12 protein-coding genes and 2 tRNA genes are annotated in these 18,145 nt (G+C 45.3%); 13 read left to right on the top strand and 1 reads right to left on the bottom strand.

Annotation, left to right across the window (positions count from 1 at the left end):
* Window positions 1–253 precede the first annotated feature (253 nt).
* From Q8P28_08175 to amrA, 7 genes are all read left to right on the top strand, one after another.
* Window positions 254–336 (top strand) — tRNA-Leu (locus Q8P28_08175).
* Window positions 337–366: 30 nt separating this feature from the next.
* Window positions 367–1,662: a trigger factor gene (gene tig / locus Q8P28_08180; protein MDP2682764.1), complete on the top strand. Its 1,296-nt coding sequence runs from the start codon at window positions 367–369 to the stop codon at window positions 1,660–1,662.
* Window positions 1,659–2,255 carry an ATP-dependent Clp endopeptidase proteolytic subunit ClpP gene (clpP, locus tag Q8P28_08185; protein MDP2682765.1) on the top strand — a complete coding sequence of 199 codons (597 nt, stop codon included), beginning with the start codon at window positions 1,659–1,661 and terminating at the stop codon, window positions 2,253–2,255. The genes tig and clpP overlap by 4 nt, the downstream gene beginning before the upstream one ends.
* Before the next feature lie 22 nt (window positions 2,256–2,277).
* Window positions 2,278–3,540: an ATP-dependent Clp protease ATP-binding subunit ClpX gene (gene clpX / locus Q8P28_08190; GenBank protein ID MDP2682766.1), complete on the top strand. Its 1,263-nt coding sequence runs from the start codon at window positions 2,278–2,280 to the stop codon at window positions 3,538–3,540.
* A 33-nt stretch (window positions 3,541–3,573) separates the two neighbouring features.
* Window positions 3,574–6,021: an endopeptidase La gene (lon, locus tag Q8P28_08195; protein MDP2682767.1), complete on the top strand. Its 2,448-nt coding sequence runs from the start codon at window positions 3,574–3,576 to the stop codon at window positions 6,019–6,021.
* Window positions 6,022–6,222: 201 nt separating this feature from the next.
* Window positions 6,223–6,663, top strand: a complete 441-nt coding sequence (locus tag Q8P28_08200; protein MDP2682768.1) for an NUDIX hydrolase — start codon at window positions 6,223–6,225, stop codon at window positions 6,661–6,663.
* 21 nt (window positions 6,664–6,684) lie between these two features.
* Window positions 6,685–7,251, top strand: coding sequence for an AmmeMemoRadiSam system protein A (amrA, locus tag Q8P28_08205; GenBank protein MDP2682769.1), 567 nt, complete (start codon window positions 6,685–6,687; stop codon window positions 7,249–7,251).
* Here the strand turns inward: amrA and Q8P28_08210 are convergent.
* Window positions 7,252–7,343 (bottom strand) — tRNA-Ser (locus Q8P28_08210).
* A 178-nt stretch (window positions 7,344–7,521) separates the two neighbouring features.
* Between Q8P28_08210 and Q8P28_08215 the strand changes: the two genes are divergently transcribed.
* The 6 genes from Q8P28_08215 to Q8P28_08240 all read left to right on the top strand — a co-directional run bounded on the left by Q8P28_08215 (window position 7,522) and on the right by Q8P28_08240 (window position 18,090).
* Entirely contained in the window at window positions 7,522–9,327 is a 1,806-nt protein-coding gene (locus Q8P28_08215; protein ID MDP2682770.1) for an ATP-binding protein, read from the top strand.
* A complete protein-coding gene (locus tag Q8P28_08220; protein MDP2682771.1) occupies window positions 9,299–10,630 on the top strand; it encodes a sigma-54 dependent transcriptional regulator in 1,332 nt (443 codons plus the stop codon). Before Q8P28_08215 ends, Q8P28_08220 begins: the two co-directional genes overlap by 29 nt.
* 709 nt (window positions 10,631–11,339) lie before the next feature.
* On the top strand, window positions 11,340–14,810 hold the full coding sequence (locus tag Q8P28_08225) for a molybdopterin-dependent oxidoreductase (protein MDP2682772.1): 3,471 nt from the start codon (window positions 11,340–11,342) through the stop codon (window positions 14,808–14,810).
* 92 nt (window positions 14,811–14,902) lie between these two features.
* A complete protein-coding gene (locus tag Q8P28_08230) occupies window positions 14,903–16,231 on the top strand; it encodes a nitrate oxidoreductase subunit beta (protein MDP2682773.1) in 1,329 nt (442 codons plus the stop codon).
* 67 nt (window positions 16,232–16,298) lie between these two features.
* Window positions 16,299–17,177, top strand: coding sequence for a molecular chaperone TorD family protein (locus Q8P28_08235; GenBank protein MDP2682774.1), 879 nt, complete (start codon window positions 16,299–16,301; stop codon window positions 17,175–17,177).
* A gap of 31 nt (window positions 17,178–17,208) precedes the next feature.
* The gene (locus tag Q8P28_08240; GenBank protein ID MDP2682775.1) at window positions 17,209–18,090 is read left to right on the top strand and encodes an ethylbenzene dehydrogenase-related protein; all 882 of its coding nucleotides are present in this window, start codon (window positions 17,209–17,211) and stop codon (window positions 18,088–18,090) included.
* Window positions 18,091–18,145 lie beyond the last annotated feature (55 nt).

Here is an 18,145-nt window from a genome sequence, read left to right on the forward strand (position 1 = left end):
AAGGAGAAGGACAAGACCTATGGGTGTGTTCAGCGACAGAACGAGTATGGAAAGAATACTGTATGCTGTATTTACCTATGAAAACAAAAAGGAGGGAACTAATACCCCTTTCTTACTGACACATAATAATTGACATTACCCCCTTTTTTTATTGTTTGACTTTGATTGTCTGCTAACCTATATTATTAGCAAGTGAGGAAATAATCTAATGGATGTTTGTCCCTCTCCCATACACCCTAACCCATGTATTTATGCGAGGGTGGCGGAACTGGCAGACGCGCCAGACTTAGGATCTGGTGGGCAACCATGGGGGTTCGACTCCCCCCTCTCGCACCAAATATAACACATATCAAACAAGGAGGTTCAATGAAGGTAACAATCGAAGATTTAAGCCCTGTAAAAAAGAAGATAATGGTGGAGCTTCCATCCGAGGATGTTGACAGGGAGTTTAATGCTGCATACAAAGAACTTAAAGAGGGCGCTTCCATCGACGGTTTCAGGAAAGGAAAGGCGCCAAAGGCAGTATTGGAAAGCCGTTATAAGGACAGTGTGCTTGGAGGGGTTGGTACAAAGCTTATTGAGAACTCATATCAAAAGGTTATCGAAGAAAAAAAACTGTCTCTTGTCGCGCAGCCTGAAATAGAGGTTATTAGCAGCATAGAAGAAGGACAGCCCTTTTCATACAACATGACTCTTGAAATAAAGCCTATTGTAAATGTTGAAGGTTATATCGGCATAAAACTTAAAAGAGAGAGAGTAACAGTTGGGGATGATGATATAGAAAAAGGCATGGAGCTGTTAAGGGAAAGGAGCGCCTACGTTAAAGAGGTTGAGCGGCCTGCGCAGGATAGGGATTTGGTTATTATGGGTTTTGAGGGGTTTTATTCAGACGGCAAGCCTATTGAAAGTACGAAGGCATCCGATTATCCTGTGGTAATTGGCACGCATGCCCTTTCCCCTGCCATTGAGGACGCATTAAAGGGGATGAAAAAGGGGGATGAAAAAGAGATTAAGATGCCACTCCCTGAGGGATTTAAACATGAAAAGCTTGCAGGCAAGGAGGTGGTTTTTAAGGTAAAGGTTAAGGGGGTAAAGGAGAGGATATTGCCCGCCATTGATGATGAATTTGCAAAGGATTTAAAATTTGACAATATTGCCCAGTTAAAGGATAGGGTAAAAGAGGGCCTAACGCGTGAGAAAGAGGGTGTGGAAAAGGAAAGGCTTAGAAAAGAGGCTATTGATAAGCTCATTGAACAGAATAAGTTTGACGCCCCACCTTCGCTTGTGGCGAATTATTTGCAGTCATTTGTCTCAAAGGATCTGGAGAGGATAGGAAAAGGAAATTTAGGGCCGGAGGAGCTTTCAGAGATGGAGACGAACCCTGAAAAACTGAAAGAGAATTATGCTGTAGTGGCGGATGCAAGGGTCAAGGGAGAGATGATATTGGATGCCATAGCAAGGCAGGAAAATATAACCGTTTCGGAAGATGAGATAAATTTGAGGATAAAGGCAATGGCCGCTCAACGTCATCAAAGTGTTGATGAGTTTAAAAAACAGCTTGCGGAACATAAAGCTGAATCTATGGTGGCAGTAGGAATGCTGGAGGAAAAGGTGTTTGATTTTATCATGGCAAAGGCTGATATAACGGTGGAGACAAAATGACGCTTATCCCAATGGTGGTTGAGCAGACAGGCCGCGGTGAGCGGGCCTATGATATTTATTCGAGGCTGTTAAAAGAAAGGATAATATTTCTTGGCACAGCTATTGACGATGATGTGGCTAATCTTGTAATAGCCCAGATGCTTTTTCTTGAATCAGAGGACCCTGACAGGGAGATACATCTTTATATAAATTCGCCCGGCGGGATTGTAAGCGCGGGGATGGCGATATACGATACAATGCAGTATGTTAAACCAACGGTTTCAACAATGTGTATGGGGCAGGCGGCGAGCATGGGAGCCCTTCTTCTTGCAGGAGGGGCAAAGGGTAAAAGATGCGCCCTTCCCCATTCAAGGATTTTGATACACCAGCCGCTTGGAGGCGCGCAGGGGCAGGCGACTGACATAGGCATTCAGGCAAGGGAGATATTAAGACTCAGGGAAGAGCTGAATGAGATACTCGCAAAGCACACCGGCCAGCCGATTGAGAAGATAAGCAGAGATACTGAGAGGGATTTTTTTATGACTGGCGGGCAGGCAAAGGAATATGGTATAATCGATGCGGTAATAGAGAAGCGGGCAACTCTCAAAGCGTAGATTATATCTGGAAGGAGGCTGTATGGCAGATAAAAAAAGAGGAGATTCGACCCTGATCTGTTCGTTCTGCGGTAAAAACCAAGCTGAGGTAAAAAAGCTGATCGCCGGTCCAATGGTCTATATATGCGATGGGTGTGTGGAGTTGTGCAATGATATAATCGGCGAAGAATATGACAAGGAAGAAGTCCTGCATGCCAGGGAACTGACGATTCCGAAGCCTGCGGAGATAAGGAAGATATTGGATGAACATGTTGTAGGACAGGATAGGGCAAAGAAGATCCTCTCTGTCGCGGTCCATAATCATTATAAAAGGATTGAAAGCAGGGAGAAGAAGTTCAATATGGGCGGCGTTGAACTTCAGAAAAGCAATGTACTTCTGCTCGGCCCGACCGGCTCAGGCAAGACACTTCTTGCCCAGACCCTTGCAAAGATATTAAATGTCCCGTTTACCATAGCCGACGCCACAACCCTGACAGAGGCGGGTTATGTAGGCGAGGATGTTGAAAATATAATCTTAAGCCTTTTGCAAAATTCCAATTATGAAATAGACAAGTGCCAGAAGGGGATTGTCTATATTGATGAGATAGACAAGATATCAAGAAAGTCCGACAATCCGTCTATTACAAGGGATGTCTCAGGCGAAGGGGTTCAGCAGGCGCTTTTAAAGATAATTGAGGGGACTATCGCAAGCATCCCCCCAAAGGGCGGCAGGAAGCATCCCCAGCAGGAATTCCTTCAGGTTGATACAACCAATATACTTTTTATATGCGGCGGCGCCTTTACCGGATTGGAAAATATCATTCAGCAGAGGATAGGCAAGAAGACCGTTGGTTTTGGCGCGGATATAAAAAAGAAGGAAGAGCGGCAGGTAAATGAACTCCTCCGCGAGATAGAGCCTCAGGATCTGTTAAAATACGGCCTGATACCTGAATTTGTCGGAAGGCTGCCTGTTGTAGCTGTTCTGGATGAACTGAATGAGCATGCCCTTATTAAAATACTGACAGAGCCGCGCAATGCGCTTGTCAAGCAGTATCAAAAGCTTTTCGAACTTGAGAATGTAAAGCTTAATTTTACAGACAGCGCCCTTGCGGCAGTTGCAAGGGAGGCAATGAAAAGAAAAACTGGCGCCAGGGGGCTTCGGGCCATTCTTGAAAACGCCATGCTGGATGTAATGTATGAGATGCCGTCGCAGGCTAATGTAAGGGAATGTCTTGTGAATGAAGATATGATACTTGGCAGGGGAACTCCGATAATGGTTTACGAGAAAAAGGCAGAATCAGCATAAAGACAGTGATTAAAGATTGTCTGGGGGTGAATAATGTTTTTTAAAGACAATAAAGATATGGATGAGAAAATAAAAGAGATGTCGGTTCCGCTTATACCTTTGCGGGATATAGTAGTTTTTCCGCATATGGTTGTGCCGCTTTTTGTAGGTAGGGATAAGTCTGTAAAGGCGCTGGAGCTTGCCGTGTCGCAGGATAAAAGCATTCTGCTTGCGGCGCAGAAAAAGGCAAAGACAGACGACCCGGCAGAGGGAGATATTTATGAGATTGGAACCATTGGCAATATACTGCAACTTTTGAGGCTGCCTGACGGAAGCGTAAAGGCGCTTGTGGAAGGTGTGAAAAGGGCAAGGATAAAGGAATTTATTCCTTCAAAGGAATGTTTCATAGTTAAGGTTGATGAAATAGCAGAAGAGGTAGATGATACTGTAGAAACAGAGGCGCTTATAAGGAATGTAGTCAAGGCCTTTGAGGTATATGTAAAACTCAACAAAAAGATACCTCCTGAGATGATTATGTCAGTGTCTTCAATTGATGACCCAGGCAGGCTTGCAGACATCATAGCCAGCCACCTCCTGATAAAACTCCATGATAAACAAGCCCTTCTGGAACTTGCAAATGCCACACACAGGCTTGAAAGACTCTATGGTTTTATGGAGGGCGAGATAGAGATACTTGAGGCTGAGCATAAGATAAAACAGCGCGTCAAAAAGCAGATGGAGAAGACGCAGAAAGAGTATTATTTAAGCGAGCAGATGAAGGCTATCCAGAAGGAACTTGGCGAGAAAGATGAATTTAAGGGCGAAATGCAGGAACTGGAAGAGAAGATAAAGAATAAGAAGTTCTCCAAGGAGGCCGCAAAAAAGGCCAAGCAGGAATTAAAAAAGCTCAAGTTTATGCCGCCTATGGCCGCTGAGGCCACAGTGGTTAGAAACTATCTGGACTGGTTGTTATCCCTTCCGTGGGCAGAGGTGACAGAAGAGGAAAAGGATATAAATGAAGCGGAGAAGCGCCTTGAAGAAGACCACTATGGCCTGAAACAGGTCAAAGAGAGGATTGTTGAACATCTTGCTGTCCATGGCCTTGTAGAGGAGATGAAAGGGCCGATATTGTGCCTTGTGGGGCCGCCTGGGGTCGGAAAGACCTCATTGGCTAAATCCATTGCGAGGGCGACAAACAGAAAATTTGTCCGCTTATCCCTTGGAGGGGTAAGGGATGAGGCTGAGATAAGGGGGCACCGCCGGACATATATAGGCTCTATGCCAGGCAGGATAATCCAGTCTTTAAAAAAGGCAGGCGCAAATAACCCTGTTTTCTTATTGGACGAGGTTGATAAGATGTCTACAGATTTTCGGGGCGACCCGGCGTCTGCGCTGCTTGAGGTTTTGGACCCCGAACAGAACCATACCTTCAACGACCACTATCTTGACTTAGACTATGACCTTTCAAAGGTAATGTTTATAACCACGGCAAACAACCTTCAGGGGATTCCGTATCCTTTATTGGACAGGATGGAAATAATAAGGATAGCCGGCTACACAGAGATGGAGAAGGTCCACATTGCCAAAAGATTTCTTATGCCGAAACAATTAAAGGCGCATGGTCTTTCTGACACGAATCTTGAAATCCCCGACGGCGCGGTTATGGCCATTATAAGAAGATATACAAGAGAGGCGGGTGTAAGGAATCTGGAGAGGGAGATCGCCTCTATTTGCAGAAAGGCTGCAAAGGAGGTTCTGCAAAAGGGCAAGGATATAAATATAAGAGTATCTGCCAAAGGTCTTGCTAAATACCTTAGCATACCAAAATATAGCTATGGCAGAATGGAAGAAAAGGATGAGACAGGGGTTTCAACCGGTCTGGCATGGACAGAGGCCGGAGGAGAGCTTTTATCAATAGAGGTAACGGTGGTTCCCGGAAAAGGCAAACTCATCATAACAGGGAAACTTGGCGATGTGATGCAGGAGTCTGCCCAGGCAGCCCTGACATATATACGTTCAAGGGCGGATGTTCTTGGTATAGAAAAGGATTTATACCAGAAGGTTGATATACATATACATGTGCCGGAAGGCGCGATACCGAAAGACGGGCCGTCCGCCGGCATTGCAATGGCCACAGCGATTGCCTCCGCCCTTATGAAGGTTCCTGTAAAAAAGGATATTGCCATGACAGGCGAGATTACTCTTCGCGGAAAGGTTCTGCCTATCGGCGGTTTAAAGGAAAAGATCCTTGCCGCGCACAGGGGTTTGATACCAAAGGTCCTTGTGCCAAAGGAAAACGAAAAAGACATAAAAGATATCCCTTCAAGTGTTTTGAAAAAAGTGGAAATTATTTTTGTAGGGCATATGGATGATGTGTTAAAGGCCGCTCTTGTTCTGGAAAGGCCTGACGAGATATTTAAAAAGGCTCAGGAAAAGGATATATATCAAAAAGAAGGTATCTCTGGCACACCGGCGCAAAACGAGGGGATTATCACCCACTAAATGCCCAATTATACACAACGACATAAATAAATCCGCATACAGAGCGTCAGAACAAAGCAGACCAAGGCGCGACGAAGCGAGGAGTGAGGCGTATTTTTAGCATACGCCGCAACGATGAGCGAGGAGCAACGCAGGTATGCGAAGTTATGACGCTCTGTATAGTCCTGTAGAGACGCATCGCAATGCGTTTCTACTACCTACATGCAAAAACCCAGAAATCCCATCCCGACAGTGGACATTATAATCGAACTCAAAAAACAGGGCATTGCCCTTATAGAAAGGAAAAACCCGCCTTTTGGCTGGGCAATTCCCGGCGGCTTTGTGGATTACGGGGAGACACTTGAAGAGGCGGCAAAAAGAGAGGCATTGGAAGAAACCTCTCTGAATGTAAAGTTGAAGTGTCAGCTCCATTCCTATTCGGACCCAAAAAGGGATAACAGATTTCATACCGTCTCTACTGTTTTTGTTGCAGAGGCGGATGGAACTCCAACAGCAGGGGATGATGCAAAAGGTATCGGCGTTTTTACAGAGGATAATTTGCCGGAGCCTCTGGCATTTGATCATAAGATGATATTGGAATATTATTTCAGATGGAAAAGGGAGGGGTTTAAAGTATTTGAAATTGAAGGATTCAAATTGTAGATTTTAAATTAAAAATAAGCTATGCCCCTTTCAAAAGAAGATAAATTGCTTCTCTTAAATATAGCAAGACAAACCATTGAATCCTGTATCAAGGCAAGAAAGATCCCATGTTTTGATGTGCAGAGCCAGTCATTGCTGGAAAGCCGCGGGGTTTTTGTTTGTATTAAGGAATCGGGGGAACTACGGGGATGCATCGGCGTATTCACATCAGATAAGCCTCTATATCTGACGGTAGTAGATATGGCTGTTTGTGCCTCTACCCAGGACCCCAGGTTTTCACCGCTAATACCTTCTAAACTTTCAAAAATATCCATTGAACTCTCATGTCTTACACCGATGAAAAAGATAAAAGATGTATCCGAGATACAAGTAGGGAGGCACGGCATTTATATTGTCAAAGGATATTGCAGGGGCGTCCTTCTCCCCCAGGTTGCAACAGAATGCGGATGGGACCGCGATACCTTTTTAGAACACACCTGCCTTAAGGCAGGCCTTCAACCCGGCTGCTGGAAAGAGAGCGGCGCTGATATATATACATTTGAGGCAGAGGTGTTTGGGGAAGGAATGAAAACTGATCGCTGTCTTTGATGGCGGAGAAGGGGGGATTCGAACCCCCGGTAGAGTTTTACCCCTACAACTGATTAGCAGTCAGCTGCCTTCAGCCGCTCGGCCACCTCTCCATACAATCCTTACAGTCTAAATACACATCAGCTTTTAATTTCTAACATTTTTTTTTATTAAAGTCAAAATCTTTAAATTTTTTCCTTCACATTTTTTCCTTTTATCTTGATTAAGAGAGGGATGTGGGATAAAGTTATTTTTTGTGAAGAAGGTATTCAGCAGAGGTATTATTAATAGATGACTAAGATTAAGGCATTTATTTTTTCTTTAAGAGGTAAGGCAATTATAATCGGCACCTTTTTTGTAATTATTTTTATGGGGGTTGCTGTCTATATCATCCTTTCGACCGAATGGTCCTATTATTTCAGAGACAGGGAGGATATGGCAAGGGTTCTGGCGGAAACCGCAGGGACAAGTTTTAGCAATACCATCCTCCATCAGGGAGTAGCCCCAGAGGGGACAAAGAATATTGACTATTATATACAAGACCTTTTAAGCAAAGAAAAGAGCATACTTACAATCAGCATCTTTGATAATAATGGAATGCCCATAGCGCACAGCAACTCTTTTGAGCACAAAAAGTTTTATAAAGACGCAAGAGAGGTCATTGCGCATAAGTCTACATTTTTGCGTGAGATTAAGGATAAGGAGAGAGGGCCTGTTTTGGAAGCCATAACACCGCTGATGGCCGGCAAAAAAAGGCTTGCCACGTTAAGGATAGAGTTCTCCCTGAAGGATTTATATGACAGGCTGACCCTCCGCGCTAAGAATATGTTCCTCCGGACTCTGATTGCTATTTCAGGCGCAATCCTCTTGCTACACTTTGGGATTAACGCGATGTTAAAACCTGTAAGAAGGCTTGCAAAGGTAATGGACAACATAGACTATGGAAGGTATAAAAATATCCCTATTGTTCCGAGAAATGATGAATTAGGGGTTATAGAGCGCAGCTTTTCTTCAATGGTAAAAAGGTTAAAGGAGGCGGATATAAAGTGGGAAAATACCTTTAACTCCATAACAGATATTATCTCCATCCATCAGATAGATTATAGGCTTGCTAAGGCCAACAGCGCCCTTGCCCTAAGGCTCAATACGACCCCTGAGGCTTTGGTGGGGATACACTGCTGGGAAATATATGATAACTCTAAGCGGAAATGTGCTGACTGTCCCAATGAAAAGACATTAAAGACAGGCAAGCCGTCGGTGAGCGAAAAAGAATATCAATCATTAGGGGGAATATTTCTCTCGTCTACCTTTCCATACTTCAATGAAGATGGCAAAATGATAGGGACCATCCATGTTGCTAAAGACATAACCCTTGAGAAGAAGCTGCAAGAGAGGCTCGTCAAGTCTGAGAAAATGGCCGCAATGGGGCAGATAGCGGCAGGTATTGCCCATGAAATCAATAACCCGTTAAACTCTATCACCGGTTATGTCTCCTACCTGCTGGAGGCGCGGGGCGAGGTCTCAGGAAAAGAGGAATTAGACAAAGTTCTAAAGGCAGCCATAAGATGCAAGGAAAGCGTAAGGAAGTTTTTAAACCTTACAAGGGAGACCCCTAAAAAGATGGAGTCTGTAAATGTAAAAGAGGTGATAGAAGACGTTCTTTCCATGTGCCACCATAGCATTTTCTCTCAAAAGATTAAGGTGACGAAAGAGATAACAGAGCAAGGCTTATGGGTAAAGGCCGATAAAAAGCAGATGGAAGAGGCCGTTGTAAATATAGTCATTAACGCCTGCCATGCTATGAAGGATGGAGGTGAGCTTACTGTAAAGGCCTATGAAGAAGGAGGCTCTGTAAAGATTGAGATAGCCGATACCGGTTATGGAATAGCCAAGGATGCTATAGACAAGATATTTGACCCCTTCTTTACTACTAAGGAGCCGGGGAGTGGAACAGGCCTGGGTCTGGCAGTGAGCCAGACTATTATAAAAAACAACGGCGGAGCCATTGATTGCCATAGCACATTAGGGAAAGGCGCCGCCTTTATCATTATATTACCGGGGGATAAATATGCCTTACAAAATTCTTATAGCCGATGACGAACCTGATACATTAGACCTCTGTTCCAAAGTTTTAACGAAGGAAGGGTATGAGGTCTCTACAGCAAAGGATGGCCTGGAGGCCCTCAAGATGATTAGGGAAAACACCTTTGACCTGCTCCTTCTTGATATAAGGATGCCTGGTAAAAATGGGATGGAGGTTCTGGAAGAGGCAACAGCTATCGGTCTGGATACAGTGATGATTACTGCCTATGCCAGCGTGGAAACTGCGGTTGAGGCCATAAAGAAAGGGGCAAGCGACTATCTCGTAAAACCCTTTGAGGCATCCGATATCCGTTCTGTGGTTAAAAAGGTCATTTCCCAGCAGAAGCCATTACTGACAGAAACTAACCTGACTGAAGGAACAGCAGGGTTTGAGTTATTTGTGGGTGATACCCAGGCTATGAAGGAAATTTATAGAATGATAGAACAAACAGCAGGGACTGATTGCAATATCCTTATAGAAGGTGAGAGCGGGACAGGCAAGGAACTTGTAGCAAGGACTATCCATCAAAATAGCACGAGAAAGGACGGCCCTTTTATTCCTATAAACTGCGGCGCAATGCCTGAGACCTTATTGGAGAGCGAGCTGTTTGGCCACACAAGGGGGGCATTTACCGGGGCAGTAGAATCAAAGAAAGGGCTTTTTGAGGCAGCAACGAACGGGACATTATTTTTTGATGAGATAGCCGAGATGTCTCCCCCCCTCCAGGTTAAACTGTTAAGGGTGCTTCAGGATAGGGAGATAAGGCCTGTTGGAGGCACTGACCTGAAAAAGGTCAATGTCCGGATAGTAGCGGCTACAAATAAAGAATTATCAAAAGAGGTGGCAGAGGGAGGTTTCAGGGATGACCTGTTTTACAGGTTGAGTGTTGTCTCCTTGAAGCTGCCGCCCTTAAGGGAGCGTAAAGACGACATCCCTGCGCTTATTCAGCATTTTATAAAAAAATACAACAAACTATATAATAGAGAGGTTAGCGGTATTACCGCGCAGGGGATTAAGTCCTTGATGGAATATTACTGGCACGGCAATGTCCGTGAACTGGAAAATGTTATTGAACGGGCTGTTATCCTTGAGAAAGATAAGTTGATAACGCCAAAAAATTTATCCATAGGGATGAAGGGAACAATCAAACCTGATGAAGGGCATTACAAAAACCTCCATGACCTGGAAAAGGAACATATTGAAGCTGTCTTCAAGGCTGTGAAAGGGAACAAGACAAAGGCGGCCGAGATACTCGGTATAGGGAGAAGAACCCTTTATGACAAGATTATTGCCTATGGCATTAAAGAGCAGGAGTGAAAACCTAATCCTCTTTTTACAAACCCCTTCTTAAGCAGAAAATAATACACTACATTATGGAACCTCTGATTTAATACCGTCACTCCGGCGAAGGCCGGAGTCCAGTGTTCGAAACAACTGTCCTCTGCTGGCGGGGGATTAAGGGGGCGGAGGGTGTTGGCGTGCCTTCCTCCCCCTGCAGGCTCCGCTATACCCCCATATTTATGCATGTTTTGAATAAATAAGTCTGCTGAATTGCAATTTTTATACACTTAATATTTAATTTGGGCAAACATTGCACATGGCTTGTTGTTTTTCTGCACACTTAGTGTATAACTTGGGCAGATATAGCCCACATTGTATTATACGTATTATACCTTTAATTTCAATAAGTTAAATGATATATCCAAAAACACTGTGCAGTAATTGCCCAAAGCGATAGGTGATTCCAAAACCCCCCTCCCGTTCTACGTTGTTAAAATACCCATTAAAATCAAAAGGTTAAGTAGAATTATTAAATTTTATAAACTCTGGCATAGTTGTTGCAGTAAAGTATGTTCTCTATCATATCAGTTATTATCTTAAAGGATTTGCTTTTTGTGTATTGAATATAAGAAAGAAAGGAGGATAGATTAAGGGTAGATTATAGGAAAGAAAGGTTAAAAGGTTTTGCAGTAGAAGTCAAATAAGGCAATAAAATCAGTTAATTATTAAAAGGAGGTGGAAACTAATGGATTTAACAAGAAGAAGTTTTTTAGAGATTAGCGCAGCTGCAGCAGGTGTTGCCGCTATAGGGAGCAAGGCACTTGCGCTCACTACCTTAAAGCCGGTGGTAAGCATCGAGAATGCGTTGGAGGTCTACCCTGACAGGGCATGGGAAAAGGTCTATCACGACCAGTATCGTTATGACAGGAGCTATACATTTAACTGCTCCCCGAACGATACCCACGGGTGCAAGGTAAGGGCATTTGTAAGAAATGGAATCATCATGAGGGTGGAGAGCAACTACGGCCATCAGGAGGCACAAGATTTATATGGTAACAAGGCCACAAGGAACTGGAACCCGAGGATGTGTCTTAAGGGCTACACCTTCCACAGAAAGGTTTACGGCCCATACAGGCTTAAATATCCAATCATGAGGAGTCAGTGGAAGCAATGGGCAGACGACGGGTTTCCATATCTGAGCAAGGATGTGATGCACAAATATAAATTTAGCGACAGGGCATCTGATCACTTTGTAAGGGTAACATGGGATGAGGTATTTACCTACATGGCAAAGTGTTATGTGGTAACCTCAAAGAGATACAGCGGGGAGGCAGGCGCACAGCTTTTAAGGGATGAGGGGTATCATGAGGAGATGATACGCGCATGCCAGGGCGCCGGCACAAGGACATTTAAATTCCGCGGCGGCATGGGGCAGTTGCAGGTACTGGGCATATACGGCATGTACCGTGTAGCAAACACGATGGCTATCCTTGACTCAATTACCCGGAATTTGACACATGAGCTTGAAGACGAGGCCCTCGGCGGCAGGAACTGGTGTAACTATACATGGCACGGAGACCAAGACCCAGGCCATCCATTTATACATGGATTGCAGCAGTCTGACATGGACTTAAATGACCACAGATTCAGCAAGCTTACCATCCACATGGGTAAAAACATGATTGAGAACAAGATGCCAGAGGCCCACTGGTTAAATGAGATGATGGAGAGGGGCGGTAAGATTGTAGTTGTATCGCCTGAGTATAACCCGACAGCCACCAAGTCTGACTACTGGATCCCTGTCCGGCCAAGCTCTGATACAGCGCTTCTCCTTGGCATCACAAAGATTATCATAGATGAAAACCTCTATGATGTGAAGTTTGTAAAGAATTTTACCGATTTCCCGATATTGATAAGGACCGACAATCTAAAGAGGCTCCTTGCAAGGGATGTATTCCCGAACTATACCCCTGGCCTTAAGCCGGAGGGCCATTCTTTAAAGATTCAGGGCATTACAAAGGCGCAGTATGACCAGATAGGCGGGGATTATTGCGTGTGGGATAAGAAGACCAATTCAGTAAAGGCTGTAACAAGGGATATGGTGGGTGATAAACTTACCGCGACCGGTATAGACCCGGCCCTTGAGGGGACATACATGGTAAAACTGGCAAACGGCCATGAAGTGCCGGTAATGCCTGTGTTCCAGATGTATAAGGTCCATCTTGAGGACTATGACATGGATACCGTGGCAGAGATCACAAGGTCGCCAAAGGAATTGATGGTGAAGCTTGCCCATGATATCGCCACTATTAAACCGGTGTCAATCCATTGCGGCGAGGGTGTCGGTCACTATTTCCATGCCACCTTAATGAACAGGGCGACATATCTGCCGCTCATGCTCACAGGCAACTTAGGCATATTCGGCTCAGGCTCACATGGATGGTCTGGCAATTACAAGGCCGCAAACTGGCAGGGCTCGAAGCACTCAGGCCCTGGCTTTTACGGCTGGATAGGAGAGGATGTGTTCCATCCGAACCTCGATGAGAATGCAGATGGAAAAGAGATACATGCCCATGGCAGGGCAAGGGATGAGGAGGTTGGATACTGGGCGCATGGGGATATGCCGCTGGTTGTAAACACCCCTAAATACGGCAGGAAGTGTTTTACAGGCGATACGCATATGCCGACACCTACAAAGACCCTTCACTTCGCCAATGTGAACCTCTTTAATCAGGCAAAATGGGCCTATCACCTATTCTTTAATGTAAATCCAAGGATAAATATGATAGTTTCCTCGGATGTTATAATGACATCTTCCATTGAATATGCCGATATTGGTCTTGCGGCAAACACATGGGTGGAAAAGCAGGTTCATGAAACAACATCCTCCTGCTCCAATCCATTTGTTGAGGTCTGGGGAGGAAAGGGCATCAGCATAGACCCGCTTGGGGATACATTGGATGACTTAAATATCCAGGCAGGTATTGCAAATGGTCTTGCAAAGGTTACAGGCGACCAGAGGTTTTATAATATGTATAAGTTTGCCCTTGAGGGAAAGCACTCTGTCTATCTACAGAGACTCTGGGATGGGTCAACAACATGCAGGGGTTACAAGGTAAAGGATATTGTGGCAAAGGGTGGGACAGCCCTTCTGAATTTCAGGACATATCCGAGGCAGCCGTTCTGGGAGGAGGTCCACGAATCAAAACCGGTCTGGACATCCACAGGGAGATTTGACGCATATTGCGATATCCCTGAGGCCATAGCAACAGGCGAAAACTTTATCGTCCAGAGAGAAGGGCCTGAGGCAACACAGTTTATGCAGAACGTCATTATAAGCACAAACCCATATCTCCGCCCTGACGACAACGGCATACCATTGGACGCCAAAGGCAGGGATGAGAGGACAGTGCGTAATATCAAGATGGCATGGGGCGAGGCAAAGCAGACAACTAACTTCCTCTGGGAGGCAGGCTACAGGTTCTGGTGCGTAACGCCAAAGACAAGGCACTCTACCCATTCGTCATGGAATGAGGTTGACTGGAATCTTATATGGGCGTCAAACTATGGAGACCCATACAGGATGGATAAGAGGATGCCGAGCGTAGGCGAGCATCAGGTCCATATCCACCCAACAGCAGGAAAGGACTTCGGCATAGAAGACGGCGATTACATGTATGTGGACGCAAATCCTGCTGACCGTCCTTATGTAGGCTGGAAGCCGAACGAGGAGAGATACAAGGCAACAAGGTGTATGCTCAGGGCTAAATACAACCCTGCGTATCCATACAATGTGCTCATGATGAAGCACGGCGGCGCTAATATCTCTACTGAGAGAAGCTATAAGGCTGCCCAGACAAGGCCGGACGGAAGGGCGTTATCAAAGGATACAGGATATTCGTCAAACTTCAGGTCAGGCTCACAGCAGTCTCTTACCACATCATGGCTTATGCCGATGCATCAGACAGACAACCTCTTCCACAAGAAAAAGGTTATGTATGCCGCGACATTCGGCTATGAGGCGGACAACCATGGCATCAATTCAGTGCCAAAGGAGATCGTTGTAAAGGTATCCAAGGCAGAGGACGGCGGCATGAACGGCAAGGGCGTATGGGATCCGGTAAAGACAGGATATACACCAGGCCATGAGAGCGACTTTATGGAGAGGTATCTGCATGGCGAGCTCGTTACGATAATGAATGTAAAGCGCGATTAAATGTTTGTTGGATTGGAATGGGGATGGCAGAGCGCCATCCCCGCATAAAAACGCAGGAGTTGAAACTTAAATAAGGAGGTGGAGAAAAAAATATGGCACATCAAGAGGTTTATAATTGGCATTTAGGAAGAACGATGGCATATCCGTATAAGGAGAAGCACCCGAAATGGCAGTTTGCATTCGTGTTCAATACAAACCGCTGTATCGCGTGTCAGACATGCACAATGGCATGCAAGTCTACATGGACATTCTCAAAGGGACAGGAGTTTATGTGGTGGAACCGTGTTGAGCATATGCCATACGGAGGGTATCCCCAGTCATGGGACAAGAAGATATTAAATATCCTGGATAAGGAAAACCCCGGTAGGCAGAGATGGGCAGTAGCGTCAACATCGCCTGAGAAGCCATACGGCATATTTGACGGCATGACCATATTTGAGGCTGCAGTCCATGCCGGCACAGGCCAGAATGCGCTCGGCTATGTCCCGACAGATAGGGAGTGGAGGGCGCCAAACTTCTATGAAGACACTGCCACAGGGTATCCTGTTGCAGCGCCTGACACAATGCATGAGGGCTCGCAATTGCCGCATCACAAGACATGGTTTTTCTATCTTGCAAGGCTTTGCAACCACTGCACATATCCAGGCTGCCTCGGCGCATGTCCGAGAAAGGCAATCTACAAGAGAGAGGAAGACGGCATAGTCCTAATAGACCAGAGCCGCTGCAGGGGTTACAGGAAGTGCGTTGAGCAGTGTCCTTATAAGCTGCCGATGTTCAGAGGAACCACAAGGGTATCTGAGAAGTGCATCGCATGTTACCCGCGTATAGAGGGTAAAGACCCTGTATCCCAGTATAAAGGGACCAAAGGGCCTCATGAGCTTCAGTACAGCATGACAACCCCATCGCAGAACGACCCGATGGAAACGCGCTGTATGGCAGTCTGCGTAGGCCAGATAAGGCTTCAGGGACTTGTGCAGATAGGCGAGGACGGGAAATGGGTTCATGACCCTGAAAACCCCCTCTACTTCCTGATCAGGGTAGCAAAGGTGGCATTGCCCATATACCCAGTCCTTGGCACAGAGCCAAACGGCTACTACATCCCGCCAAGACACGTGCCAAAGGCATATCTGAGGCAGATGTTTGGGCCAGGCGCTGATGCTGCGGTTGAGACATTCATGAATCCGAGCAGGGACCTCCTTGCCTGCATGAACCTCTTCCGTAAACACCAGTCTATAATATTCAAGTTTAAACGTATAGAGGGACCAAAGGTGTTTGAGAACCCCAATTTCCACGGGAAGAAGTTTGAGCTCTATAACGACACGGTCGTCGCCTACAATAAAAAGGGCGAGGAGCTCTTCAGAACACCGATAGAGGAGCCTACCTATATAAGGCGTGGAGATATACATTATAATACAATATAATGTGATGTCTCTGGCGTTTATGGCCCCCGCCTAAGGCGGGGGCTTTAATTAAGAGAGGATTAATCAGATGAAGAAGGACAAAAAAGAAAAAGAAGTTGTTAAGGACAAAAAAGAAAAAGAAGTTGCCATAGATACTGCGGCAGAGGAAGAAAAGAAGATAATAACCGCAAAGGTTAGAAGCCGCATATATCACCTTCTTGCTCAGGCGTATCTGTATCCTAATGAGGGGAGTTATTCTCTGATTAAGAATGGATTCGTAGAAGAGCTTAGAAACTCTTTTTCTTATCTTTTGTTGAATTATATAAAAGATGATGGAAAGGCAGAAGAGATATTAGACAATTTAGAGTCTCTTGATAAAGCTATTAAGATATTAAAGGAAGGGCACTTAACTGGTTTTCAGGGACAGTTTGCAAAGGTCTTTACCCATACTATAAGCCAGGAGTGTCCGCAGTATGAGACCCAGTTTGGGATAAAGGCAGAAGATGTCTTTCATAAATGCCATGAGTTAGGGGATATAGCAGGTTTTTACAATGCCTTTGGCCTTGATCTAACCGACTCCCAGGCTACAAAGGAGCGGGTTGACCACATCAGCGTTGAATTTGAGTTTATGTATTTTCTTGCCAATAAAGAGGCATACGGCATAGAAAATAAGGATGCTGAGGATAAGTTAGATATTGTTACATCTGCCCAGAAGAAATTTGTAAGGGAGCATATAGCCATGTGGGTGCCTGTCTTCGCCAAATATCTGGCAAAGAAGACAAAGACCGGTTTTTATAAAGAGGTCTCACAGCTTACAAAGGCATTTGTAGAGCAGGAGATAACTTATCTGAAGGTTAAACCAAGAAGGCTTAAGAGCGAGGAGGTTTCAGTCGAACCCCCTGAAGATGAATTAATAACATGCGACACAACAGCGACATATGCTCGCGGAGTGGGGAAACCCAATTGAATCCAAACTAATAATAAGGAGGTTAAAAGCGATGAGAAAGATTTTGTTAGTGGTATTTTTGGTTTTAGCGGCATTTGTTTTCGGCTGCTATGAAAGGGATGCTGTTGCAGAGGTTACGATAACTGCAGTGAAGGTTTCAGGGGATATCCCGCTTGACCCTGCCAATGTTGCATGGAGGCCGGTCCCTATTACATATGTTGATCTGAACTGCCAGGTTCTCGCAGAGCCCAAGAACATGAATTGCGCTACAAGGGTTGTAGAGGTAACCGCTCTTACAAACGGCAAGGAGCTTGCCGTAAGGCTTAGATGGAGCGACCAGTCAAAGGATGAATTGAATATTGTCCATGAGCAATACAGGGATGCCGCAGCCCTTGAATTCGCTGTTAAGGCTGTAACCCCAGGCGAGGAGCCAGCATACACAATGGGGAATTCCGGTGATATGGTAAACATATGGCACTGGAAGGCAGAGTGGCAGAAAGACGGCGCCAGAAGGCAGGACATGGAGGATGTATATCCCAATATGTCGGCAGACTGGTATGTGGACGAGCAGCCGGACGGCAAGATATCATATCATGACAGACAGGGAAAAAACTTAGGCTCATTTGACCCTGCTGCTTACAGCCATAATATATTTGCCCAGGTTGATTTAAGGCATTCACCTGTGGAAGATTTAAACGCAGAGGGATTTGGTTCTCTCACCACCCAGAAGAGCCAGGATGTAGATGGATATGGGACATGGGATAAAAACGGCTGGAGTGTCGTGTTTAAGAGAACCCTTACCGACAAGGATGCAAATGATGTGCAGTTTGGCACCGGTAAATTCCCGATTGCATTTGCAGTATGGGATGGCAGCAACGCCGAGAGGGACGGACTTAAGTCCATATCGCAGTGGAACTATATTGAGATAAAGTAAGTAAAGCATTTTTCAAAGCATTATGTCCTGAGGGGCTTAATATTTTGCCTATAAA

Source organism: Deltaproteobacteria bacterium, assembly GCA_030690165.1.
GTDB lineage: Bacteria > Desulfobacterota > GWC2-55-46 > UBA9637 > UBA9637 > JACRNJ01.

Coding starts and splice junctions, on each gene's coding strand:
- Q8P28_08235 (MDP2682774.1), top strand. CDS start 16,299: ATGAAGAAGGACAAAAAAGAAAAAGAAGTTGTTAAGGACAAAAAAGAA.
- clpP (MDP2682765.1), top strand. CDS start 1,659: ATGACGCTTATCCCAATGGTGGTTGAGCAGACAGGCCGCGGTGAGCGG.
- Q8P28_08200 (MDP2682768.1), top strand. CDS start 6,223: ATGCAAAAACCCAGAAATCCCATCCCGACAGTGGACATTATAATCGAA.
- Q8P28_08225 (MDP2682772.1), top strand. CDS start 11,340: ATGGATTTAACAAGAAGAAGTTTTTTAGAGATTAGCGCAGCTGCAGCA.
- amrA (MDP2682769.1), top strand. CDS start 6,685: ATGCCCCTTTCAAAAGAAGATAAATTGCTTCTCTTAAATATAGCAAGA.
- Q8P28_08215 (MDP2682770.1), top strand. CDS start 7,522: ATGACTAAGATTAAGGCATTTATTTTTTCTTTAAGAGGTAAGGCAATT.
- clpX (MDP2682766.1), top strand. CDS start 2,278: ATGGCAGATAAAAAAAGAGGAGATTCGACCCTGATCTGTTCGTTCTGC.
- Q8P28_08220 (MDP2682771.1), top strand. CDS start 9,299: ATGCCTTACAAAATTCTTATAGCCGATGACGAACCTGATACATTAGAC.
- Q8P28_08230 (MDP2682773.1), top strand. CDS start 14,903: ATGGCACATCAAGAGGTTTATAATTGGCATTTAGGAAGAACGATGGCA.
- Q8P28_08240 (MDP2682775.1), top strand. CDS start 17,209: ATGAGAAAGATTTTGTTAGTGGTATTTTTGGTTTTAGCGGCATTTGTT.
- tig (MDP2682764.1), top strand. CDS start 367: ATGAAGGTAACAATCGAAGATTTAAGCCCTGTAAAAAAGAAGATAATG.
- lon (MDP2682767.1), top strand. CDS start 3,574: ATGTTTTTTAAAGACAATAAAGATATGGATGAGAAAATAAAAGAGATG.